Raw genomic sequence first — 19,015 nt, forward strand, 5'->3', positions numbered from 1 at the left:
ACCGCTTCTTCGGCCGGCGCTGATCCGGCCCCTACGCGCCCTCGACCTCGATGCCGAACTCGGCCGCGGCGTGCTCCAGCCAGTGCCAGAAACTGCCGGCGAAGCTGCGGGCCACCGCGATCTCGTAGGTCGGGCCGGCATCGCGCTGCCAGAGCTGCACGCCGATATGGGCGATGCTCGTCACCGCCGCCCGGCCCGGGCCGAAGGCGCGGGGATGCAGATCGATCGCCACGCCCTTGGCGAGCATGGCGCGTGCCTTGGGGCCCGAGATCCGCACCAGGGCGCGGCCGTCGCTCTGGTCAGTGACGGCGGCGATGCCGCGCAGGGCCTCGGGCAGGTCCCGAAGGGCCTGCGGCGTCGGCGCCACCGCGAGCCACTGGCCCGGCGCGGACCAGACCAGACCGGTCTCGCCGACGAAGACGGCCTCGCCGGCCCCTGGCAGGGAGGGGCCGAAGCGCTCCGCCAGAGCCGCCCGCAAGTCGGCGTCCCCTCCGTCCGCCGCGACGAGCGTGGCGAGACCGATGCCGTCGCGGAGCGTCAGCCGGATGCCCGCCGGCCCCTCCGCCGCGCCGTGCCGTCCGGCCGTCGCCGCACCCTCCCAGGCGCCGCGGGGACGCCAAGCGGATATGGGCGTTTGGGTCGTTGCCGCCTCAGACACGCAGCTTCTCCTCCTTGGGGTCGACGAAGACCGGCGAGCAGATCTCGACCGCGATGTCGGCGCCGCGCACCGGATCGTAGGCCCGCACCCGCTCGCCGTGGCGCTCGGTCCCGCGCCGGATCAGGCCGATGCCGATCCAGCTCCGCAGGCTCGGCGAGTAGGCGACCGAGGTCATCACGCCCTCGTCGGCCTCCAGGCTCGGCTCCGCGTCGAGGCGCAGGAAATGCGCGCCCGCCCGCAGCCGGTCGCTCGGATCGACCGGCCGGAAACCCGCCAGGATCGGCCGGTCCGGATCGGTCAGCGCCGGGCGCTCCTTCATCAGGCGGCCGACATAGTCCTTCTTCTTGGCGAGCATCCCGCCGAGCCCGAGGTCGCGGGCGGTGGTCTGGCCGTTGATCTCCGCGCCGGCGGCGTGGCCCTTTTCGATGCGCATCACCGAGAGCGCCTCCGAGCCGTAGGCGGTGATGCCGTAGGGCAGGCCCGCCTGCATGATCGCCCGCCACGCCGCGTCGCCGTAGCGTGCGGGCACCGCCAGCTCGTAGGCGAGTTCGCCCGAGAACGAGATGCGGAACAGCCGCGCCGGAATGCCGCCGCCGACGGTGATCTCGGCGGCCGCGAGGAACGGAAACGCCTCGTTTCCGATGTCGAAGCCGGGATCGACGACGCGGCGCAGGGTGTCGCGGGCGCGGGGGCCGGCGATGGCGTACTGCGCCCATTGCTCGCTGATCGAGGCGAGCTGCACGTCGAGTTCTGGCCACAACCATTGCCGGCAAAATTCGAGGTGCTGCATGACGCGGGCGGCGTTCGCCGTCGAGGCGGTCATGACGTAGTGCGTCTCGCCGATCCGCGCGATGGTGCCGTCATCCATGACGTGGCCGTCCTCGCGCAGCAGCACGGCGTAGCGGGCCTTGCCGACGGGGAGCGTGCCGAACGGGTTGGCGCAGACCCGCTCGATGAAGGCCAGCGCGTCGCGGCCCTGGATGTCGATCTTGCCGAGCGTGGTGACGTCGCAGACCCCGACGCGGGCGCGCACGGTCTCGACCTCCCGCACCACCGTGTCGAGCCAGTCGGTCTCGCCGGCGCGGGGGAAGTAGGCCGGGCGCAGCCACAGGCCGGTCTCGACGAAGACGCAAGCATTCTCCTCGGCCCAGGCGTGGGACGGGAGGTGGCGGGTCGCGCGAAACGCCTTGCCGCGGTGGTGGCCGGCGAACGCGCCGATGGCCACCGGGGTGAAGGGCGGGCGGAACACCGTGGTGCCGACGCTCGGGATGTCCTTGCCCGTCAGCTCGGCCATGATCGAGAGGCCGGCGAGGTTCGAGGTCTTGCCCTGGTCGGTCGCCATGCCGAGCGTGGTGTAGCGCTTCAGCAGCTCGACGGCGCGGAACCCCTCGCGGTGGGCGAGTTCGACGTCGGAGGCGGCCACGTCGTTCTGGAAATCGACGAAGGCTTTTCCGCGGGGTTTCGGGACGCGCCAGAGCGGGGTGTGATCCACGCTCTCCGGATCGGTCTTCGGAGTGGTCTCGGTCGTGGCGGTGAAGCCGCATTCGGTCGCCGCCTCGGCGCCGGCCTGGGCGCCGGTCTCCAGGCATTCGGCGAGGGTGAAGCGCCCGGCGGCGGCGCCCGCCGCCTGCATGCCGGAGGCGAGGGCGCCCGGCACGAAGGCGTGGATCGCTTCGTCCCAGACAGGCCGACGCGAGAGATGCGAGTCGAGGTGGACGATCGGGTTCCAGCCATTGGCCATGGCGAGGCCGTCGCAGGCGATCGTCTCGGTGCTGTGGTAGCCGTCCACGACCTCGATCGCGCTGAGGCCGAGATGGCCCTTGGTGCCGGCGACGTATCCGCCGGTCACGACGCGCGCGCCGGCGGCCTCCGCCATCCGGCGCAAGGCCGGGGGAACGGCGGCGCGGCTGTCGATCACCGCCGCGAGCCCGCCGCCCGCGGCCAGGATGTCGGCGGCGGTGCGCCAGCCGTCGTCGCTCGACGTGAACACGGCGAGGCGGCGCCCCGGCAGCACGCCGTAGCGGTTGAGGTAGGTCCGCACCGCGCCGGCCAGCATCACGCCGGGGCGATCGTTGCCGCCGAAGATGTGCGGGCGCTCGATCGCGCCGGCGGCGAGCACCGCGCGCCGCGCCACGATCCGCCACAGCCGCTGGCGCGGGGCGTGGGCGGCCGGCACCGCGAGATGGTCGGAGACGCGCTCGACCGCACCGTAGGCGCCGTGATCGTAGACGCCGAACAGGGTGGTGCGCGACAGGATGCGCACCTCGGGCAGGCTCTCCAGCTCGGCCACCGCGCGGGCGGCCCAGTCGGCCCCGCTCTCACCATTGATCTCGCGCCGCTCGGCCAGCAGGCGGCCGCCGATCGAAAAGTCCTCGTCGACGAGGATGACCCGCGCGCCGGATCGGCCGGCAGCGAGCGCCGCCGAGAGGCCGGCCGGGCCGCCGCCGATGACGAGCACGTCGCAATGGGCGTGGGCGTGGTCGTAGGTGTCGGGATCGGGGGCGTCGGCGGCCCGGCCAAGGCCCGCAGCGCGCCGGATCATCGGCTCGTACAGCTTCTCCCAGAGGGCGGAAGGCCACATGAAGGTCTTGTAGTAGAAGCCCGCGGCGAAGACGGGGCTCAGCAGCGCGTTGACCGAGAGCGCGTCGAGCGCGAGCGAGGGCCAGCGGTTCTGGCTCGTCGCCTCCAGCCCCTCGTAGAGCTCGGCCATGGTGGCGCGGGTGTTGGGCTCGCGCCGGGCGCCCGAGCGCAGCTCCACCAGCGCGTTCGGCTCCTCCGAGCCGGCCGAGAGGATGCCGCGGGGCCGGTGATACTTGAACGAGCGGCCGACGAGGCGCACGCCGTTGGCGAGCAGCGCCGAGGCGAGTGTGTCGCCGTGGCAGCCGGTGAGGCGCTTGCCGTCGAAGGTGAAGTCGCGCGGGCGCCGCCGGTCGATCAGGCCGCCGGTGGCGGTGCGGAAGGGCTGGGTGTCGCCGCCGGATATCCCTCCCCCCGCCGCGGGGGAGGGTGCCCGCGGAGCGGGCGGGTGAGGGGGCGACGTTTCCGGAAAGGGCGCTCCCCTCTCCCGACCCTCGCTGACGCGCGGGCCACCCTCCCCCGCGGAGGGGGGAGGGCTTTGCTGCGGCTCGCGATCAAGCATGGTCTGCACTCCCGGTGAGCGTGGCGGTGTTCCGCGCCCGCGCGACGTCGCGCGCCGGCTCGACCGATTCGATGGCGTGGGTGCGGGTGTCGCGGGTCACGACCAGCCAGGAGCGGCAGCCGGCGGCGTGGTACCAGAGCTCGCGGATCGTCCCGGCGGGGTTGTCGCGCAGGTAGACGTAGTCGTGCATGGCTTGGGCCGAGGCCTCCATCCCGTCGGGGCGCCGGGGCGCGGCGTCGCCGAGGTAGCTGAACTCCCCGTTGTCGCGCTCGCCGCAGAAGGGGCATCGGATGCGCATGGCGTGTCGTCCTGTCCCGGAGATGTCCCCTCCCCCCTGCGGGGAGGGGTCAGGGGTGGGGGTCGCGCAGAAGGCACCGCTGCGCCTCGTCCTGCACCACCCCCACCCTCGGTCCCTCCCCGCAAGGGGGAGGGAAGAGAGCCTCAATGCAGGTTGGGCTGGGCGCCCATGCCCTTCTCGTCGATGAGATGGCCGGTGGCGAAGCGGTCGAGGCGGTAGGCACTCGCATCCGCGTGCGGTTCGTCGCGGGCGATCAGGTGGGCGAAGCAGAAGCCGGCGGCCGGCGTCGCCTTGAAGCCGCCGTAGCACCAGCCGGCGTTGAGGTAGAGGCCGCCGATATCGGTGCGGTCGATGATGGGCGAGCCATCCATCGACATGTCCATGATGCCGCCCCAGTGGCGCAGCAGCCGCAGGCGCCCGAGGCCCGGCCAGAGGGCCATGCCGCCCTCCATCACGTCCTCGATGGTGTGCAGGTTGCCGCGCTGGGCGTACGAGTTGTAGCCGTCGATGTCGCCGCCGAAGACGAGGCCGCCCTTGTCCGACTGGCTGACGTAGAAGTGGCCGGCCCCGAAGGTCATGACGCAGTCGATCAGCGGCTTCACGCCCTCGCTGACGAAGGCCTGCAGCACGTGGCTCTCGATCGGCAGGCGCATGTCGACCATGCCGGCGAGCAGCGAGGAGGAGCCGGCGACCGAGATCGCCACCTTGTTGGCCCGGATGACGCCGCGGCTGGTCTCGACGCCGGTGACGCGGCCGTTCTCGCGGCGGATGCCGGTGACGGCGCAGTTCTGGACGATGTCGACGCCGCGGTCGCTGGCGGCACGGGCATAGCCCCAGGCCACCGCGTCGTGGCGCACGGTGCCGCCGCGGCGCTGGAGCAGGCCGCCCTTCACGGGGAAGCGGGCGTTGTCGAAATCGATGAACGGCACCATCGCCCGCACGCCCTCGCGGTCGAGGAGTTCGGCGTCGATCCCGGCGAGCCGCATGGCGTTGCCGCGGCGGGCGTAGGCGTCGCGCTGCGCGTCCGAGTGGTAGAGGTTCAGCACGCCGCGCTGGCTGACCATGGCGTTGTAGTTGATGTCCTGCTCCAGCCCCTCCCAGAGCTTCATGGAGCGCTCGTAGAACGGGATGTTGCCGGGCAGGCCGTAGTTCGAGCGCACGATGGTGGTGTTGCGCCCGACATTGCCCGAGCCGACGTGGCTCTTCTCCAGCACCGCGACGTTGGTGATCCCGTGTTCCTTGGCGAGGTAGTAGGCGGTGGCGAGCCCGTGCCCGCCGCCGCCGACGATCACCACGTCGTAGGCCTCCTGCGGGGCGGCGTCGCGCCATTGCGGCGTCCAGTCCCGCTGGCCGCGCAGGGCCTGCCCCAGGACACTGAACAGGGAATAGCGCATGGGGTGATCCGCTCTTCGCCGAAGGATTCTCGCGTCTGCCGCTCCAGAGTTAGCCGACGGCGCAAACGGCGGGCTTGCATTTCGCGACATGATTCCGGCAGATCGCGCAGAAATGCGTGACGTTGACGAACCGACCGGACGCACCCGGCCCGGGCGAAAACCTCCGCGGGCGGAAACCCCCGCGCCGCGGACGGTGGGCTTCGTGCTGGTGCCGGACTTTCCGCTGATGGCCTACACCGCGGCGGTCGAGCCCCTGCGCGCCGCCAACACCCTGTCGGGCTGCGAGCTCTATCGCTGGTGGCACGCCGCGCCCGATGGCGGGCTGGTGCAGGCCTCGAACGGGCTCGGCATCCTCACCGACGTCACCGTGGGCGCGGAGGGAATCCCCGCCGACCGCGTCTTCGTCTGCGCCGGCGGCAACCCGGCGGCGTTCGACGATTCGTCCCTGTTCGCGTGGCTGCGCGGCCTCGCCCGCCACGGCGTGACCCTCGGCGGCATCTCCGGCGGCCCCTACCTGCTGGCCCGTGCCGGCCTTCTCGCCGGGCGCCGCTGCACGCTGCACTGGGAGCACGTCCCGGCCTTCGAGGAGCGCTACCCCGAGATCGACGTGGTCCGCTCGCTGTTCGAGATCCAGGGCGACCGAATCACCTGCTCCGGCGGCATCGCGGCGCTGGACCTGATGCTCGACCTGATCGGCCGCGACCACGGCGCCGGGCTCGCCGCGGGCGTCAGCGACTGGTTCCTGCACAACCAGATCCGCGAGGGCCTGAGCCCGCAGCGGATGGATCTGCGCCAGCGCTTCGGCGTGCGCGACCCGCGCCTGTTGCGGGTGCTCGCGGCGATGGAGGCGAATCTCGAAACCCCGCTCACCCGCGAGGCCCTGGCCGATCTCGCCCGCGTCTCGGTGCGGCAGCTGGAGCGCCTGTTCCGCGACGGACTCGGGCGCGGGCTCCACCGGCATTACCTGCACCTTCGCCTCGACCGGGCGCACCAGCTCGGCCGCGAGAGCGCGCTGAGCCGGGCCGAGATCGCCACCGCGACGGGTTTTGCCAGCGCGGACGAGCTGTCGCGGGCGGAGCGGCGACGGCAGCGGCGGGCGAAGGCTTGAGCGCCGGTCGAGCGATTCGTCCGTCTCACACCGTCATGGCGAGCAGAAGCGAAGCCATCCAGACGGCGCGAGCTGTCCGGACAGGCCGCGCCCTGGGTCGCTTCGGCGTCGTCTCGCGATGACGGCGGATGGCTGATGTGAACCAGCGCGTCGCGGCACCCGAGACGGGGCAGCCTCGGCGCGGCCGACCCTGGATCGTTTCATGAGAGGAAATTTTCGTGCTTGAAAGTTGACGCCGCCGCGTCCCCGTGCGATCACTTTCCCAAGGGAACGAACGGACGGGGCGACGCCGATGTGCGGTATTGTCGGACTATTCCTCAAGAATCCGAAGCTTGAGCCGCAGCTCGGCGCGATGCTGTCCAAGATGCTGGAGACGATGACCGATCGCGGCCCCGACAGCGCGGGCTTCGCGGTCTACGGCTCGGACGGCGTCCCGGGTTCGGCTTCGGTGAAGCTGACCCTGCGCGGCCCCGGCCCGGCGGCCCTGCGCGAGGCGGTCGCGAAGATGGAGGCGGCGCTGTCCCTCTCGGCCGACGCGACCGAGCGCGACACCCACACCGTCCTCGCCGTGCCCGCGGAGCGCGAGGACGACATCCGCGCCTGGCTCAAGGCCAACGCCCCCGGCATCGACGTGGTGAGCGCGGGCCGCCGCATGGAGATCTACAAGGAAGTCGGCCTGCCGGCCTCCGTCGCCGAGCGCTTCGCGCTGGAGAACATGTCCGGCACCCACGGCATCGGCCACACCCGGATGGCCACCGAGAGCGCGGTGACGACCAACGGCGCCCACCCGTTCTCGACGGGCACCGACGAGTGCCTCGTCCACAACGGCTCGCTGTCGAACCACAACGACCTGCGCCGCCGCCTCCGGCACGAGGGCCTGAGCTTCGCCACCCAGAACGACACCGAGGTCGCCGCCGGCTACCTCAGCTGGCGCATGCGCGAGGGCGCCTCGCTGAAGCAGGCACTCGAATCGAGCCTGACCGACCTCGACGGCTTCTTCACCTTCGTGGTCGGCACCGAGAACGGCTTCGCCGTGGTGCGCGACCCCATCGCCTGCAAGCCCGCCGTGATGGCCGAGACCGACGACTACGTCGCCTTCGGCTCCGAGTACCGGGCGCTGGTCGGCCTGCCCGGCATCGACACCGCCCGCGTGTTCGAACCTGAGCCGGCCAAGGTCTACGCGTGGGAGCGCAGCGGCGCCGATCACGCCTCCGGGGAGCGCCAGTAATGCCGAGCTTCGACCTGCGATCCGCGCCCCTGCGCGAGCTGAACCGAGCGCTCCACGCCCTGCGGCCGGACACCAACGAGACCCACTGGACCGTCACCGGTCCGGACGGGCGCCACGCCATCGCCGCCGGTCTCGACGCGCCGGTCTCGGTCGAGATCGAGGGCAATGTCGGCTACTATTGCGCCGGCATGAACAAGCTCGCCACCGTTCTCGTCAACGGCAATGCGGGCGTGGGGGTGGCCGAGAACATGATCTCCGGCCTCGTCCACGTGCGGGGCGATGCCAGCCAGTCGGCCGGCGCCACGGCGCATGGCGGCATGCTCATCATCGACGGCAATGCCGGCGCCCGCTGCGGCATCTCGATGAAGGGCGTCGATATCGTCGTGAAGGGCTCGATCGGCCACATGTCGGCCTTCATGGCCCAGGCCGGCACGCTCACCGTGCTCGGCGACGCGGGCGAGGCGCTGGGCGACTCCCTCTACGAGGCGAAGCTCTACGTGCGCGGCTCGGTCAAAAGCCTCGGCGCCGACTGCGTCGAGAAGGAGATGCGCGACGAGCACCTCCGGGAAATCGCCGACAAGCTCGCCGCCGCCGGCCTCGCCGGGGAGGTGAACCCGAGCGAGTTCCGCCGCTACGGCTCGGCCCGCACCCTCTACCACTTCCACGTCGACAACGCCGGAGCCTACTGATGGCCGAGCACCGCAAGGACACGCCGCGCACCAAGCCGCGCCTGTCGGCGACCTTCACCCCCGACGTGATGTCCGAGATCCGCCGCGCCGCGGCGACCGGCATCTACGACATCCGCGGCGCCGGCGCGAAGCGCGCGCTGCCCCATTTCGACGACCTCCTGTTCCTCGGCGCCTCGATCAGCCGCTACCCGCTGGAGGGCTACCGCGAGCGCTGCGGCACCGAGGTGGTGCTGGGCTCCCGTTTCGCCTCGAAGCCGATCCACCTGAAGACGCCGGTCACCATCGCCGGCATGAGCTTCGGCTCGCTCTCGGCCAACGCCAAGGAAGCCCTCGGGCGCGGCGCCACCATCGCCGGCACCTCCACCACCACCGGCGACGGCGGCATGACGCCGGAGGAGCGCGGCCACTCCAAGACCCTGGTCTACCAGTACCTGCCGTCCCGCTACGGCATGAACCCGGACGACCTGCGCAAGGCCGATGCCATCGAGGTCGTCATCGGCCAGGGCGCCAAGCCCGGCGGCGGCGGCATGCTGCTCGGCCAGAAGATCACCGAGCGCGTCGCCGGCATGCGCTGCCTGCCGCCGGGCGTCGATCAGCGCTCCGCCTGCCGCCACCCGGACTGGACCGGGCCGGACGACCTCGCGATCAAGATCGAGGAGCTGCGCGAGATCACCGACTGGGAGAAGCCGATCTACGTCAAGGTCGGCGCCTCGCGCCCCTATTACGACACCGCGCTCGCGGCCAAGTCCGGCGCCGACGTGGTGGTGCTCGACGGCATGCAGGGCGGCACCGCCGCGACCCAGGACGTGTTCATCGAGCATGTCGGCATCCCGACGCTGGCCGCGATCCGCCCCGCGGTGCAGGCGCTTCAGGATCTCGGCCTCCACCGCAAGGTGCAGCTCGTCGTCTCCGGCGGCATCCGCTCCGGCGCCGACGTGGCCAAGGTGCTGGCGCTCGGCGCCGACGCGGTCGCCATCGGCACCGCCGCCCTGATCGCGCTCGGCGACAACGATCCCCGCTGGCAGGCGGAGTACGAGGCCCTCGGCACCACCGCCGGCGCCTACGACGACTGGCACGAGGGCAAGGACCCGGCCGGCATCACGACCCAGGATCCGGAGCTTTCGAAGCGCCTCGATCCGGAACTCGCCGGCCGCCGCCTCGCCAACTACCTCGCGGTGATGACGCTGGAGGCCCAGACCATCGCCCGCGCCTGCGGCAAGAGCCACCTGCACAACCTCGAACCGGAGGATCTGGTGGCGCTCACCATCGAGGCCGCGGCGATGGCGCAGGTGCCGCTCGCCGGCACCGGCTGGATTCCCGGCAAGACCGGCATGTGATCTGCGAGGGCTGCTCCCGAGGCGTCGAGGGCGGCCCTGTTTCTTTTGTGGCGATGGGGCCGAACCACCAAGCCGGGAGGATTCTTGCAATGACGCACGAACTCGAAGTCGCCGCCCGGGAACGCGGCATCAAGTACTTCCTCGTCTCCTACACCGACCTGTTCGGCACCCAGCGCGCCAAGCTGGTGCCGGCGGCCGCCATCGCCAGCACCTGCCGCAACGGCGCGGGCTTCGCCGGCTTCGCCACCTGGCTCGACATGAGCCCGGCCGACGCCGACCTCCTGGCCATGCCCGATCCCGAGGGGCTGATCCAGCTGCCCTGGAAGCCGGAGGTCGGCTGGCTGCCCGCCGACCTCGTCATGGGCGGCCAGGCGGTCGAGCAGGGCCCGCGCAACATCCTCAAGCGCCTGATCAAGGAGGCGGCCCGCGAGGGGCTGCAGATGAAGAGCGGCGTCGAGTGCGAGTTCTTCCTGATCACGCCCTGCGGCTCGGAGCCCGCCGACACCGCCGACAAGCAGACCAAGCCCTGCTACGACCAGTCGGCCCTGATGCGCCGCTACGAGGTGATCACCGAGATCTGCGACGCGATGCTGGGTCTGGGCTGGAAGCCCTACCAGAACGACCACGAGGACGCGAACGGCCAGTTCGAGATGAACTGGGACTACGACGACGCCCTGATCACCGCCGACCGGCACGCCTTCTTCAAGTACATGACCCGCTCGATCGCCGAGAAGCACGGCTTCCGCGCGACCTTCATGCCCAAGCCCTTCATGGACCTGACCGGTTCGGGCTGCCACGCCCACGTCTCGCTCTGGCGCGACGGCCAGAACGTCTTCGCCGACCGCTCGGACGAGATCGGCCTGTCGCAGATCGGCTACCACTTCATCGGCGGCCTGATCCACTCTGCCGATGCGCTCGCAGCGCTGACGAATCCGTGCGTGAACTCCTACAAGCGCATCAACGCGCCGCGCACCACCTCGGGGGCGACCTGGGCGCCCAACACCGTGACCTATACGGGCAACAACCGCACCCACATGATCCGCATCCCCGACGGCGGGCGCTTCGAGTTCCGCCTCGCCGACGGGGCGGCCAATCCCTATCTGCTCCAGGCCGGCATCCTCGCCGCCGGCCTCGACGGCATCCGTCAGAAGCGCGATCCGGGTCAGCGCCTCGACATCAACATGTACACCGACGGGCACAGCGTGGAGGGCGTGAAGCGCCTGCCGCTCAACCTGCTCGACGCCCTGCGCGCGCTGGAGGCGAGCCCCGTTCTCAACGAGGCGCTCGGCGCCTTCGTGCCGAGCTACCTCAAGCTCAAGCGCTCGGAATGGGACGATTACTGCCGCCACCTGACCCAGTGGGAGCGCGACACGACCCTCGACTGTTGAGCCCCCACCCCCGGCCGGGGTAAGGGCACGGCGATTGTCCGGACGGAGACCCCCACCGTGCCCGCCGACCTTCGCGGCCGCTTCCAGGCCCTGTGGACCCGTGCGGTCGGTCCCGTCGGGATCGACGAGGCGTGGCGGGCGCTCGATGCCGGCTACGGCGGGGCCGCGCGCCACTACCACGATTGGCGCCACGTCGCGGCGCTGCTCGACGGGCACGACGCCGTACGCCCGCACGCGTCCTTCGCCGGCCCGGTCCACGACGCGATCGATCTCGCGATCGTCTTCCACGACGCGATCTACGATCCGGCCCGGCCGGACAACGAGGCGCGCAGCGCCGCCCTGCTGCGAACCTGCGCCGGGACGGCCGCGGATCCGGACCTCCTGTCCCGGTCGGAGGCGATGATCCGCGCGACCGCCGACCACGCGCCGCAGGCCGATCCGGCGGTGCGGCTGATGCTCGACCTCGATCTGGCGATCCTCGGCGCGCCGCGCCCGGACTACGAGACCTACGCCGCGGCGATCCGGCGCGAATACGCCGCCGTGCCCGATTCGGTCTGGCGGGTCGGGCGGGCGCTGGTGCTGGAGCGCTTCCTCGCCCGCCCGCAGCTCTATCAGACCGACCTCTTCCGCGAGCGGTTCGAGGCCGGCGCCCGCGCCAACCTCGCGGCGGAGGCGGCGGCGCTGAGGGCCGAACCGGACGGCGCGGGGCGCGGGGCGTAGGGGATCGGCGCGATCCGCGGCCGGCGGCTTGCCCGTTCCGGCCCGGCGACCTATCGCTCGCCCCGCCCCGCCGGCACCCGCCGCGGGACAGGGATCCGACCTGCCGATGCGGCTGCTGGGACGCCTCCTGCTCGCGGCCTTCGCCCTGATCCTGGCCATTCCGGCCGGCGCCCTGACGCTCGCCGCCGGGGTGCTCCTCGATCCGAGCTTCCGCGAGACGCTGGGCCGGCTCGGCCTCGTCGGGCTGCTGTCCGGCCTGTCGGATCTCGCGCAGGGTCTTCCGCCGGACATGGCGGCGATGGCCGTGATCCTCTTCGCCCAGGCGCTCGGCCTCCTGCTGATCCTGCCGCCAACGCTCGCCGCCCTCGTCGGCGAGACGCTTCGGTTGCGCTCCCCGGTCTGGTACGGCGGCGCGACGGGCCTCTCCACGGCGCTCCTGCCCTGGCTCGTCCGCGGCGGCCCGCCGCCAGCCGCCGGCTCCGCGGCCGCGGGCGCGGAAGCGCGGCTCGCCGCGATCCTCCTCGCGGCGGGCGCCGTCTCCGGGTTCGTCTACTGGCTGATCGCCGGCCGCAGCGTCGGCGCGCGGGCGCCGGACCGCGGCGCGGACGCATTTTAGGGGTGGACAGGCGCCCGCCATCGCTTATGAAAATGGGGTGCTTTTCGAAGCCTTGCCGCTCCGAAAGCACCCTCCGGCTCGAGGGCGCGTCACCGCTCCGCGAGCGGCCGGATGCGGGCGTAGTTCAGTGGTAGAACGTCAGCTTCCCAAGCTGAATGTCGTCGGTTCGATCCCGATCGCCCGCTCCAACTAACCTGCTGAAGCGTCAGCCTTTTTAACGCTCTACCGCTGACCTCGCGTTCCCCATGTTCCCCACCGCGTTCCCTATGGTCTGTTCAGGCGCCGTTCTTCACGCCTCGATGGGCGATGCGAAGCGTCGCCACCTTGCGTGATTTGCCGACTGCGCCGCGCGAGTAGCGCGCCGTAGTCGAAGCTTGTGTGTGAGCTGCCGCGGCTCGGGCATCGTCGAGATCGGCGCCCGCATCCTCGGCTTCCGTGATGGCACCAGCCCGCGCATCCATGTTCCAGACCGCGTCCGGAATGCCGGCTGCGCGTGCTACGACCCGCCACTCGCGACCGAAGGCGTCTCCGGCGTAGGGCCGACCAGCCTTCTCATCGACGATCAGAGGTCCAACCCTGCGCTCGGCTGGGATTTGCGCGGCGACTGTCTGGACATGCGGACAGAGCGTCAGATCGTGAGCCGCGATGGCGCCCGTCTTCGACGTCACCTTTCGCGTGATGCCGTCGAGGACCACGTCGGCCCACGTCAGGCCACCAACCCAACGATGGCCGTTGAGGACGATGCCGGTGGCGGCATGTCCGGCCGGGATCGGCTCCCACTCCCCGATCACGTCCTTCTGCCGAAGCGCCGTGTCGAACTGCAGGGCTGTAGCGAGAGCCAGCGACAGCCGCTCCATCTCAATAGCCTTCGGGATGAAGGCCTCGACATGGGCAAGATCGAGCGTAACGCGCCGTCGGGCCGGCTGCGGGAAGCGCACCTCGGTCAGGATCGCCTTCACCCTGGCGCATCCAGCCAACTCGGCCGACACGCCGTAGGAGACCATTTCCCGCAGCTTCTTCATGATGCCCCAGGCACGACGCACCCGCTCAGGTCCGCCTGGCGACTTCGGCCGCTTGGCCGCGTTGTACCAGCGCCAGAAGTCCTCCAGCTTCAGGGCATCGAGCGCCCGGTCACCGAATGCCTTCTCGATAATGCGGAGGACGTGAACGTCCTTCTCCCGCGTCGTGTGCTTGAGCCGGCGGAACGGGCTCGCCTCATCGACCTGATAGCGGCGCGAGAGGCCGCGGATCGTGCCATCGAAGCGGTTCGTTTCGCGCCCACGTCCGGAGGACCACTCCAGCATCTCGGCCTGCAGGCGCATGCAAGTCGCCGTGATGAGCGTGTGCTGCGCCGGATCGTCGAGGCTGTAGGGCAGCCGCACGGTCTCCGGCCGGTAACCGGCTTTCACGAGGTCGGCACGAGCGACCCAGTAGCCGACATCGGGGCCGTTCTTGCGCTTGCGGCGCTTGAGGCCGGGTGCGTTGAGTTCAGAGGGCATCGAGGTTCTCCTGTCCGTCGAGGCAGGACGCCTCGACGTGGGAGAGACCGTAGCGCCGATTCCAGTAACCCAGCACAGCCGGCCAGTAGCGGGCACCCATCAACGGATCGATGCGCGGGAGTCCATCACGCTCCAGCACGATGGCCTTGGCCATCCAATCGGTCGGATCTTGGCTGAGACGGCGAGCGATCTCGGCCTCCGAGGGGAACAACCCCTGGTCGCGGTAGGGAGGACGGCGCGCCATTGTTCATGCGCCTCCCTTCGAAAGGTCCGCGAAGCTGCGGGCGTTGATCCGCTCCGCGATCTCCCGACCTCGGGCGATCGCCTCGGCATGGTCCTCGAAGTAGCCGTGGCAACCAGCGGAACCGCCGCTCGGGCTCTCATCGAAAACACCGAAGCAGCCGTCCTCGGTATCGAGGATGAACACGTCACCGCCGAGAAGCGCGGCTGGCCGGGGGCGATCGATCCGCGACTCGTTACGGGGAAAAGTGAGGACGGTGCCACTCATGCTGCCCGCTCTCCGCGCTGCTGGCGGGAGGGCCGAAGGTGTTCGACCAAGCTAGCCACAGCTATCAGCGCGGCGGCGGCACATCTTACTTCGAAGGCAAGGGCGTGATCGTTGCCGACTTGAGCCTGGGCAGAGCCGGCCGCGGCGAATGCCGCGACCTGGGAGAGTTGCTGCGCGATTTCCTCGCGAATGAAGTCAGAAGCGGTGCTCATCGGGCAACGCTCCAGTGCTCGGGCACCCCGAACGCGTGCCCTGCGATGACGGCGGCAAGCTCTGGACTCCGAACCCGACCAAGAACGGCGCGGGTGCGCTGACTCTCGGGAGAAGGAAGATCAGGCGGAAGCGTTGGGACGGATTGCCGACGACGAACATTTCGCTTATTGACGGTCATGCAAGTTTGACCTTTTCGGCCCCGGCAAGCCTCCGCTTGTGCGGGGCCGTTTTTTGCTTGGGGCATTGCGGAAGCCGACGGGCATCAGCCCGCCAGCGGCGGGAACCCTCAGGCCGCGACGGGCGCCGAGGGCTGTGCAGGCGGTAGCGCCAGCATTTCGCGAAGCTTTGCAGTCGGGACGCGGTAGAGCCGCCCAACCCTGATCGTTGGGATCTCTCCGGCTTTAGCCGCACGGCGAGCGGCTGCTTCCCCAATCCCAAGAACCCGACCGGCCAGAGGTAGATCGACAGTTGGCTGCGTCAGTACCCGAAGGATGTCTTCGCTCATCTCGACCCCGCCAAACGTCATCCATTTACGCGACGATTGCCGTTGTAGAAGAGAGAGGATGCTTGCGTCAACCCATCGTCGCTTGTATGGACTACGATTGAGATCTGAGGGCCGATAGATGACAGAAGAAGCACCGAACAGCGTCGTGAAGCGCCGAGGCGGCAGGCCCCCGAGCAAAAAGCGAGGCACCTTCTCATTCCGCGTCACGGCGGAACTGCGCGCGAAGCTTGAGGCCGCTGCAGCAGAGGCAGGTAAACCTGTAAGTGAGGAGATCGAGGCTCGTCTAGAAACCAGCTTTCGTGATCCGACAATCATTCACGCGACAACAGAGCAGACGATATCTAGCATCGTCTTTCAACTTGATCGTCAAACAACAGAAATGTTTGGCGGCGAACATGGCCGGTTCGCGGGTGAGGAGTTCGGTAAGGGGTTCAGTCTTGCCGCAAAAATTGTGGAAGAACGGCTTTGCGGCAAGCCATGGCATAAAGACGCGAGCGGCATAGAAGAAATGCGCCTTAGGTTAAGGCGTGCTCCAGACGTAGTGATTGATATGGTCTTGCATAGGATTAAAGTTCAGACAGAAACACCCCAAGAGTTTGCTGCTCGACTTGGGTTGAAGGTCGAAGGTCCAAGTGAAGAGGATGCGCAGGCTGCCTTGATTAGATATTTCGATGAACAAGTTGAGCAGCGTAGACTTGCGATCAAAAGTGAGGGTGCTGAGATAGAGGCTGACCAGAAGTAGCGAGGCGCCCCTCGCGCGCGTGGAGTGGTACGGATTGTACGGACAGGGTGCCGCAGGCGGTTGCCGGAAATTCCTGAGGCTCGATGCCGCGACCGCTTTGAAAACAATCAAAGGTCTGGCTCGCTGGCAGAAACCCCTTCGGAAATCAAAGCCGAGGACCAACATTCACCAACAGGCCCTGCGCGCGATACCGCTCCCGGAAACTCGGACTGGCCCGCAGATCGTCGCCAATCAAAAGCGCTTCGATCCCCTGGCGAGGGGCCTGCGACCGGCCTACGAACCCCCGACGATCCTACCGCGATCGGCAGACAGCCCCGCCCGCGCGTGAAGTCGTCCGAATTGTCCGAGATGTGCCGTCCTTTAGGGCCTGACAAAACCCCACAGGCCAGTGCCGCGCGTGCTAGCATTTGCTAACAACCGCCCGCCCCTATGCGGCTACGAGAAACCTCCCGCAGATCTAAACATTTCTCAACAGGTCAGCCCCCGCCGGCGCGGGTACTTCTCCCGAAAATCTCCTTGCAAGCCGCGGTCTGCTTCTCCCGCGCGTGGACTAGTGCGGAGTGTGCGGATCGGATTTGTGGCCCTCGTCTATAGCGCTACCGAAAATTCCTCGACCTATTTTGCGGGATATCCCCGAGCAAAGGCCAGATCAGCCGCTTAAAGCGAACCAAAACCGCCCAAAGCGATTAGAAGATGCTCGGATAGTGCTCGCATAGTATGTCTGGAAACTCTCCTGATCATAACATTCCATAACAGGCGCGGCGGCAGCGGCTTGGCGTCTGACGCGATGCCATCACCCGCTGCGCAATAGGCGCAGATCGCGAAGTGATGTCAGGTTTTGTCAGGTCCGAACCCGGCGCTAAGAGGGGGCGAGCCATCTCATTTCCGTTCATTCGAACGCATCCGGCTTCAGGTTTTCTAAGGTTCGGCCGGGAAGCGAACATGGTCGAGGATGTCATCATCCGCAGGGCTCGGCGATGTCTACATCTGACAGCATCCCCAGGCTGGCCGAATGCCGGATCTCGCGCGTGCACGCGTACTGGTCCCCAAACTCAGTCTCGGCGCCGTTCCTCCGCTCAAATGGGGCGGATGTGCTTTGGCAGAAAATCGGACATGTCTTGGCGAACGCGCGCCTCTGTATCCTTGTCCCACTTCGCGACGACTACGGCGGGAACCGGGCTCGCGGTCCAGAAGGGATGAACCTCCACGGTTACCCATCCGCCCGTTGCATAGGCCGAGCCTTCAACGGCGCTGGCATCCTCAGCGGTATCAACCAAGAACGTCAGCCGCACCGTCGCCATTATAGGCCCCCCCGCCTGCATGATCCTTGAAGGCGTTGGCCCGGCGGATGTACCCGACGACGGTACGCGGATCGCGGTGGCCCGACACGTCCATGATACGGGCGAGATCGGCGCCGCGCTCGGCCGCGGTGGTGATGAAGCCGGCCCGCAGCGAATGCGCCCCGAACAGCGCCGGATCGAGCCCAGCCGCCGCGGTGTACCGCTTGATGATGTCTGCAACGGCCTGGGTCGTGAGGCGGGACGGGACTGAAGTTTTCTGAAGCTCTGGCCGCTCCCCCGCCGCGAGCGAGGCGGGCGTACCCTTTCGCTCATTTTTGAGTGAAAGCCCTCTCACCCGACCCGAACGGGACACCGGCCGGAACACTGCCCCCTCGGTGATTCCTGCCGCGTCGAGCCATTCGCGGATCAGGGCGACCGGTCGAATGAAGCGCCCGTGCGGGATGGCCTTCTCGATCCCCTGCCCTTCTTGGTCGGTCTTCGAGCGCCGCACCATCACGCGCAGGCCGTCAGCATGCCCGACCAGATCAGCGACATCGAGCGCGACCAACTCAGAACGGCGGAAGGCGCCCGCGAAGCCGAGCGCCAGCAGCGCCCGATCGCGCTTGCCCGTCATTGTGTCGGGCATCCGCATCAACATGGCTGCGACGATCTCGTCCGTTGCCGCAGCCTTCCGCTTCGGAGCCACGCCGATCCGTCGCCGGATTCCTTTCATGGTCGCCCTCACCTCCTCGTCGCCGGTGGGGTCGGGCTGCTTCGCGAGCTTGTGCGCGTAGGAGATCGCGGCGCACCGCCGGCCGATGGTCGAGGCAGAGCGACCCACCTTGGCTTCGGCGACGAGGAAGGCTGCCACCGCCTCCGGGCTGGCCGGCGCAGATGGAAAGCCTGTGCGGGCGCAGTACGCTTGGAACTCCCGCCAGTCCGACTTGTAGGCCCGCACCGTCACATCGGCCTTGCTGGCGCGCTGATAGGCCCGAACAATCTCGGCCGCCTCCGCCGGCAGGTTCTCCCCCGGTCCGGTGGAAATCGCCGCCGGCATGGCGTCAACTGCTGCCGCCATCGTCGATCTTCCGCTGACGGCGCAGGGCTTCAATCGCTGCCTCATGATCACGGCGCGCGTCGTCGATCGCGAGAGAGCGCACGAGTCTGACGATCTCCGGCTGCGGCTTCAGCCAACCTGCCCGTTGTGCCATCTTCGTTTTGCGGTCGTCAGCTTCTGGGTCCATCGTTTCCCCTCGCTAAGCCAGAGCGCCGAGTGAAGCGACCGCGCCGGCAGAACGGCTCCCGGCGTGCATTTTGAAACGATATAGCCCTAGCTCTACTCTTTCACATCAATTTCGAACAGGGCTGTCCAAAACTTTCGAGAAGAACGATTGTCGAAAGTTATCTGGAGGTTGGTTCCGTTGGGAAGGTTTAATGAGGATTGGACGCCTACGGCCTGTTTTTGGCCCGCAATGGGTAGGTAGCGAGTTTTAATGGTGGGGCCGCAAGCGGACGCTCCACCGCCCATCTGTTGATACGGGATGGGCGACATGAGCCTCGATTCGGAAACTCAAGCTATTCGATCTCACCAGACGCACATCTCTAACTGCTAGCCGGAGCCTCGCGCCACATCTACGCGCTTGGATGTGCTTTTTTGGCGACAAGACGCGCTTCTTAGTTAAAGGACCTTCTT

The 19,015-nt window shown here is 68.7% G+C and carries 18 protein-coding genes and 1 tRNA gene; 9 read left to right on the plus strand and 10 right to left on the minus strand.

Annotated elements, in window-relative coordinates; translation table 11 throughout:
• Window positions 1–31: 31 nt before the first annotated feature.
• From ABS772_RS13725 to ABS772_RS13740, 4 genes are all read right to left on the minus strand, one after another.
• Entirely contained in the window at window positions 32–658 is a 627-nt protein-coding gene (locus ABS772_RS13725) for a sarcosine oxidase subunit gamma (protein WP_350395380.1), read from the minus strand.
• Window positions 651–3,797, minus strand: a complete 3,147-nt coding sequence (locus ABS772_RS13730) for a sarcosine oxidase subunit alpha family protein (protein ID WP_350395382.1) — start codon at window positions 3,795–3,797, stop codon at window positions 651–653. Before ABS772_RS13730 ends, ABS772_RS13725 begins: the two co-directional genes overlap by 8 nt.
• Entirely contained in the window at window positions 3,790–4,095 is a 306-nt protein-coding gene (locus ABS772_RS13735) for a sarcosine oxidase subunit delta (protein WP_350395383.1), read from the minus strand. The genes ABS772_RS13730 and ABS772_RS13735 overlap by 8 nt, the downstream gene beginning before the upstream one ends.
• 143 nt (window positions 4,096–4,238) lie before the next feature.
• A complete protein-coding gene (locus ABS772_RS13740; RefSeq protein WP_350395385.1) occupies window positions 4,239–5,489 on the minus strand; it encodes a sarcosine oxidase subunit beta family protein in 1,251 nt (416 codons plus the stop codon).
• A 112-nt stretch (window positions 5,490–5,601) separates the two neighbouring features.
• On the opposite strand from ABS772_RS13740, the gene ABS772_RS13745 reads away from it, so the two are divergent.
• The 8 genes from ABS772_RS13745 (at window position 5,602) to ABS772_RS13780 (ending at window position 12,763) form a co-directional block, all read left to right on the plus strand.
• The gene (locus ABS772_RS13745; protein ID WP_350395386.1) at window positions 5,602–6,597 is read left to right on the plus strand and encodes a GlxA family transcriptional regulator; all 996 of its coding nucleotides are present in this window, start codon (window positions 5,602–5,604) and stop codon (window positions 6,595–6,597) included.
• A 292-nt stretch (window positions 6,598–6,889) separates the two neighbouring features.
• The gene (locus ABS772_RS13750) at window positions 6,890–7,825 is read left to right on the plus strand and encodes a class II glutamine amidotransferase (RefSeq protein ID WP_350395388.1); all 936 of its coding nucleotides are present in this window, start codon (window positions 6,890–6,892) and stop codon (window positions 7,823–7,825) included.
• Window positions 7,825–8,514: a GltB/FmdC/FwdC-like GXGXG domain-containing protein gene (locus tag ABS772_RS13755; RefSeq protein WP_350395389.1), complete on the plus strand. Its 690-nt coding sequence runs from the start codon at window positions 7,825–7,827 to the stop codon at window positions 8,512–8,514. Before ABS772_RS13750 ends, ABS772_RS13755 begins: the two co-directional genes overlap by 1 nt.
• Entirely contained in the window at window positions 8,514–9,851 is a 1,338-nt protein-coding gene (locus tag ABS772_RS13760; protein ID WP_350395390.1) for an FMN-binding glutamate synthase family protein, read from the plus strand. Before ABS772_RS13755 ends, ABS772_RS13760 begins: the two co-directional genes overlap by 1 nt.
• A gap of 89 nt (window positions 9,852–9,940) precedes the next feature.
• Window positions 9,941–11,239 (plus strand): type III glutamate--ammonia ligase, encoded by a 1,299-nt coding sequence (gene glnT / locus ABS772_RS13765; protein WP_350395392.1) that lies wholly within the window; start codon window positions 9,941–9,943, stop codon window positions 11,237–11,239.
• Between the two features lie 57 nt (window positions 11,240–11,296).
• Window positions 11,297–11,959: an HD domain-containing protein gene (locus ABS772_RS13770; RefSeq protein ID WP_350395393.1), complete on the plus strand. Its 663-nt coding sequence runs from the start codon at window positions 11,297–11,299 to the stop codon at window positions 11,957–11,959.
• Window positions 11,960–12,065: 106 nt separating this feature from the next.
• Window positions 12,066–12,575 carry a hypothetical protein gene (locus ABS772_RS13775; protein WP_350395394.1) on the plus strand — a complete coding sequence of 170 codons (510 nt, stop codon included), beginning with the start codon at window positions 12,066–12,068 and terminating at the stop codon, window positions 12,573–12,575.
• 113 nt (window positions 12,576–12,688) lie between these two features.
• Window positions 12,689–12,763: transfer RNA gene (locus ABS772_RS13780), tRNA-Gly, on the plus strand.
• Window positions 12,764–12,850: 87 nt separating this feature from the next.
• On the opposite strand, the gene ABS772_RS13785 is transcribed toward ABS772_RS13780, so the two are convergent.
• The 4 genes from ABS772_RS13785 to ABS772_RS13800 are packed head-to-tail and all read right to left on the minus strand — an operon-like array spanning window position 12,851 to window position 14,794.
• Complete coding sequence (locus tag ABS772_RS13785; RefSeq protein WP_350395395.1) at window positions 12,851–14,074, minus strand: site-specific integrase; 1,224 nt, start codon at window positions 14,072–14,074, stop codon at window positions 12,851–12,853.
• Complete coding sequence (locus ABS772_RS13790) at window positions 14,064–14,318, minus strand: hypothetical protein (RefSeq protein ID WP_350395397.1); 255 nt, start codon at window positions 14,316–14,318, stop codon at window positions 14,064–14,066. The genes ABS772_RS13785 and ABS772_RS13790 overlap by 11 nt, the downstream gene beginning before the upstream one ends.
• Before the next feature lie 3 nt (window positions 14,319–14,321).
• Window positions 14,322–14,582 (minus strand): hypothetical protein, encoded by a 261-nt coding sequence (locus ABS772_RS13795; RefSeq protein ID WP_350395398.1) that lies wholly within the window; start codon window positions 14,580–14,582, stop codon window positions 14,322–14,324.
• A complete protein-coding gene (locus tag ABS772_RS13800; RefSeq protein WP_350395400.1) occupies window positions 14,579–14,794 on the minus strand; it encodes a hypothetical protein in 216 nt (71 codons plus the stop codon). Before ABS772_RS13800 ends, ABS772_RS13795 begins: the two co-directional genes overlap by 4 nt.
• Window positions 14,795–15,418: 624 nt before the next feature.
• Between ABS772_RS13800 and ABS772_RS13805 the strand changes: the two genes are divergently transcribed.
• Window positions 15,419–16,042 carry a hypothetical protein gene (locus ABS772_RS13805; protein WP_350395401.1) on the plus strand — a complete coding sequence of 208 codons (624 nt, stop codon included), beginning with the start codon at window positions 15,419–15,421 and terminating at the stop codon, window positions 16,040–16,042.
• A gap of 1,269 nt (window positions 16,043–17,311) precedes the next feature.
• Here ABS772_RS13805 and ABS772_RS13810 read toward each other — a convergent pair.
• Window positions 17,312–18,400 carry a site-specific integrase gene (locus tag ABS772_RS13810; RefSeq protein WP_350395403.1) on the minus strand — a complete coding sequence of 363 codons (1,089 nt, stop codon included), beginning with the start codon at window positions 18,398–18,400 and terminating at the stop codon, window positions 17,312–17,314.
• Window positions 18,384–18,566, minus strand: a complete 183-nt coding sequence (locus tag ABS772_RS13815) for a hypothetical protein (protein WP_350395404.1) — start codon at window positions 18,564–18,566, stop codon at window positions 18,384–18,386. Before ABS772_RS13815 ends, ABS772_RS13810 begins: the two co-directional genes overlap by 17 nt.
• Window positions 18,567–19,015: the final 449 nt, after the last annotated feature.

The sequence above is a fragment of the Methylorubrum podarium genome (assembly GCF_040270385.1).
Lineage (GTDB): Bacteria > Pseudomonadota > Alphaproteobacteria > Rhizobiales > Beijerinckiaceae > Methylobacterium > Methylobacterium podarium.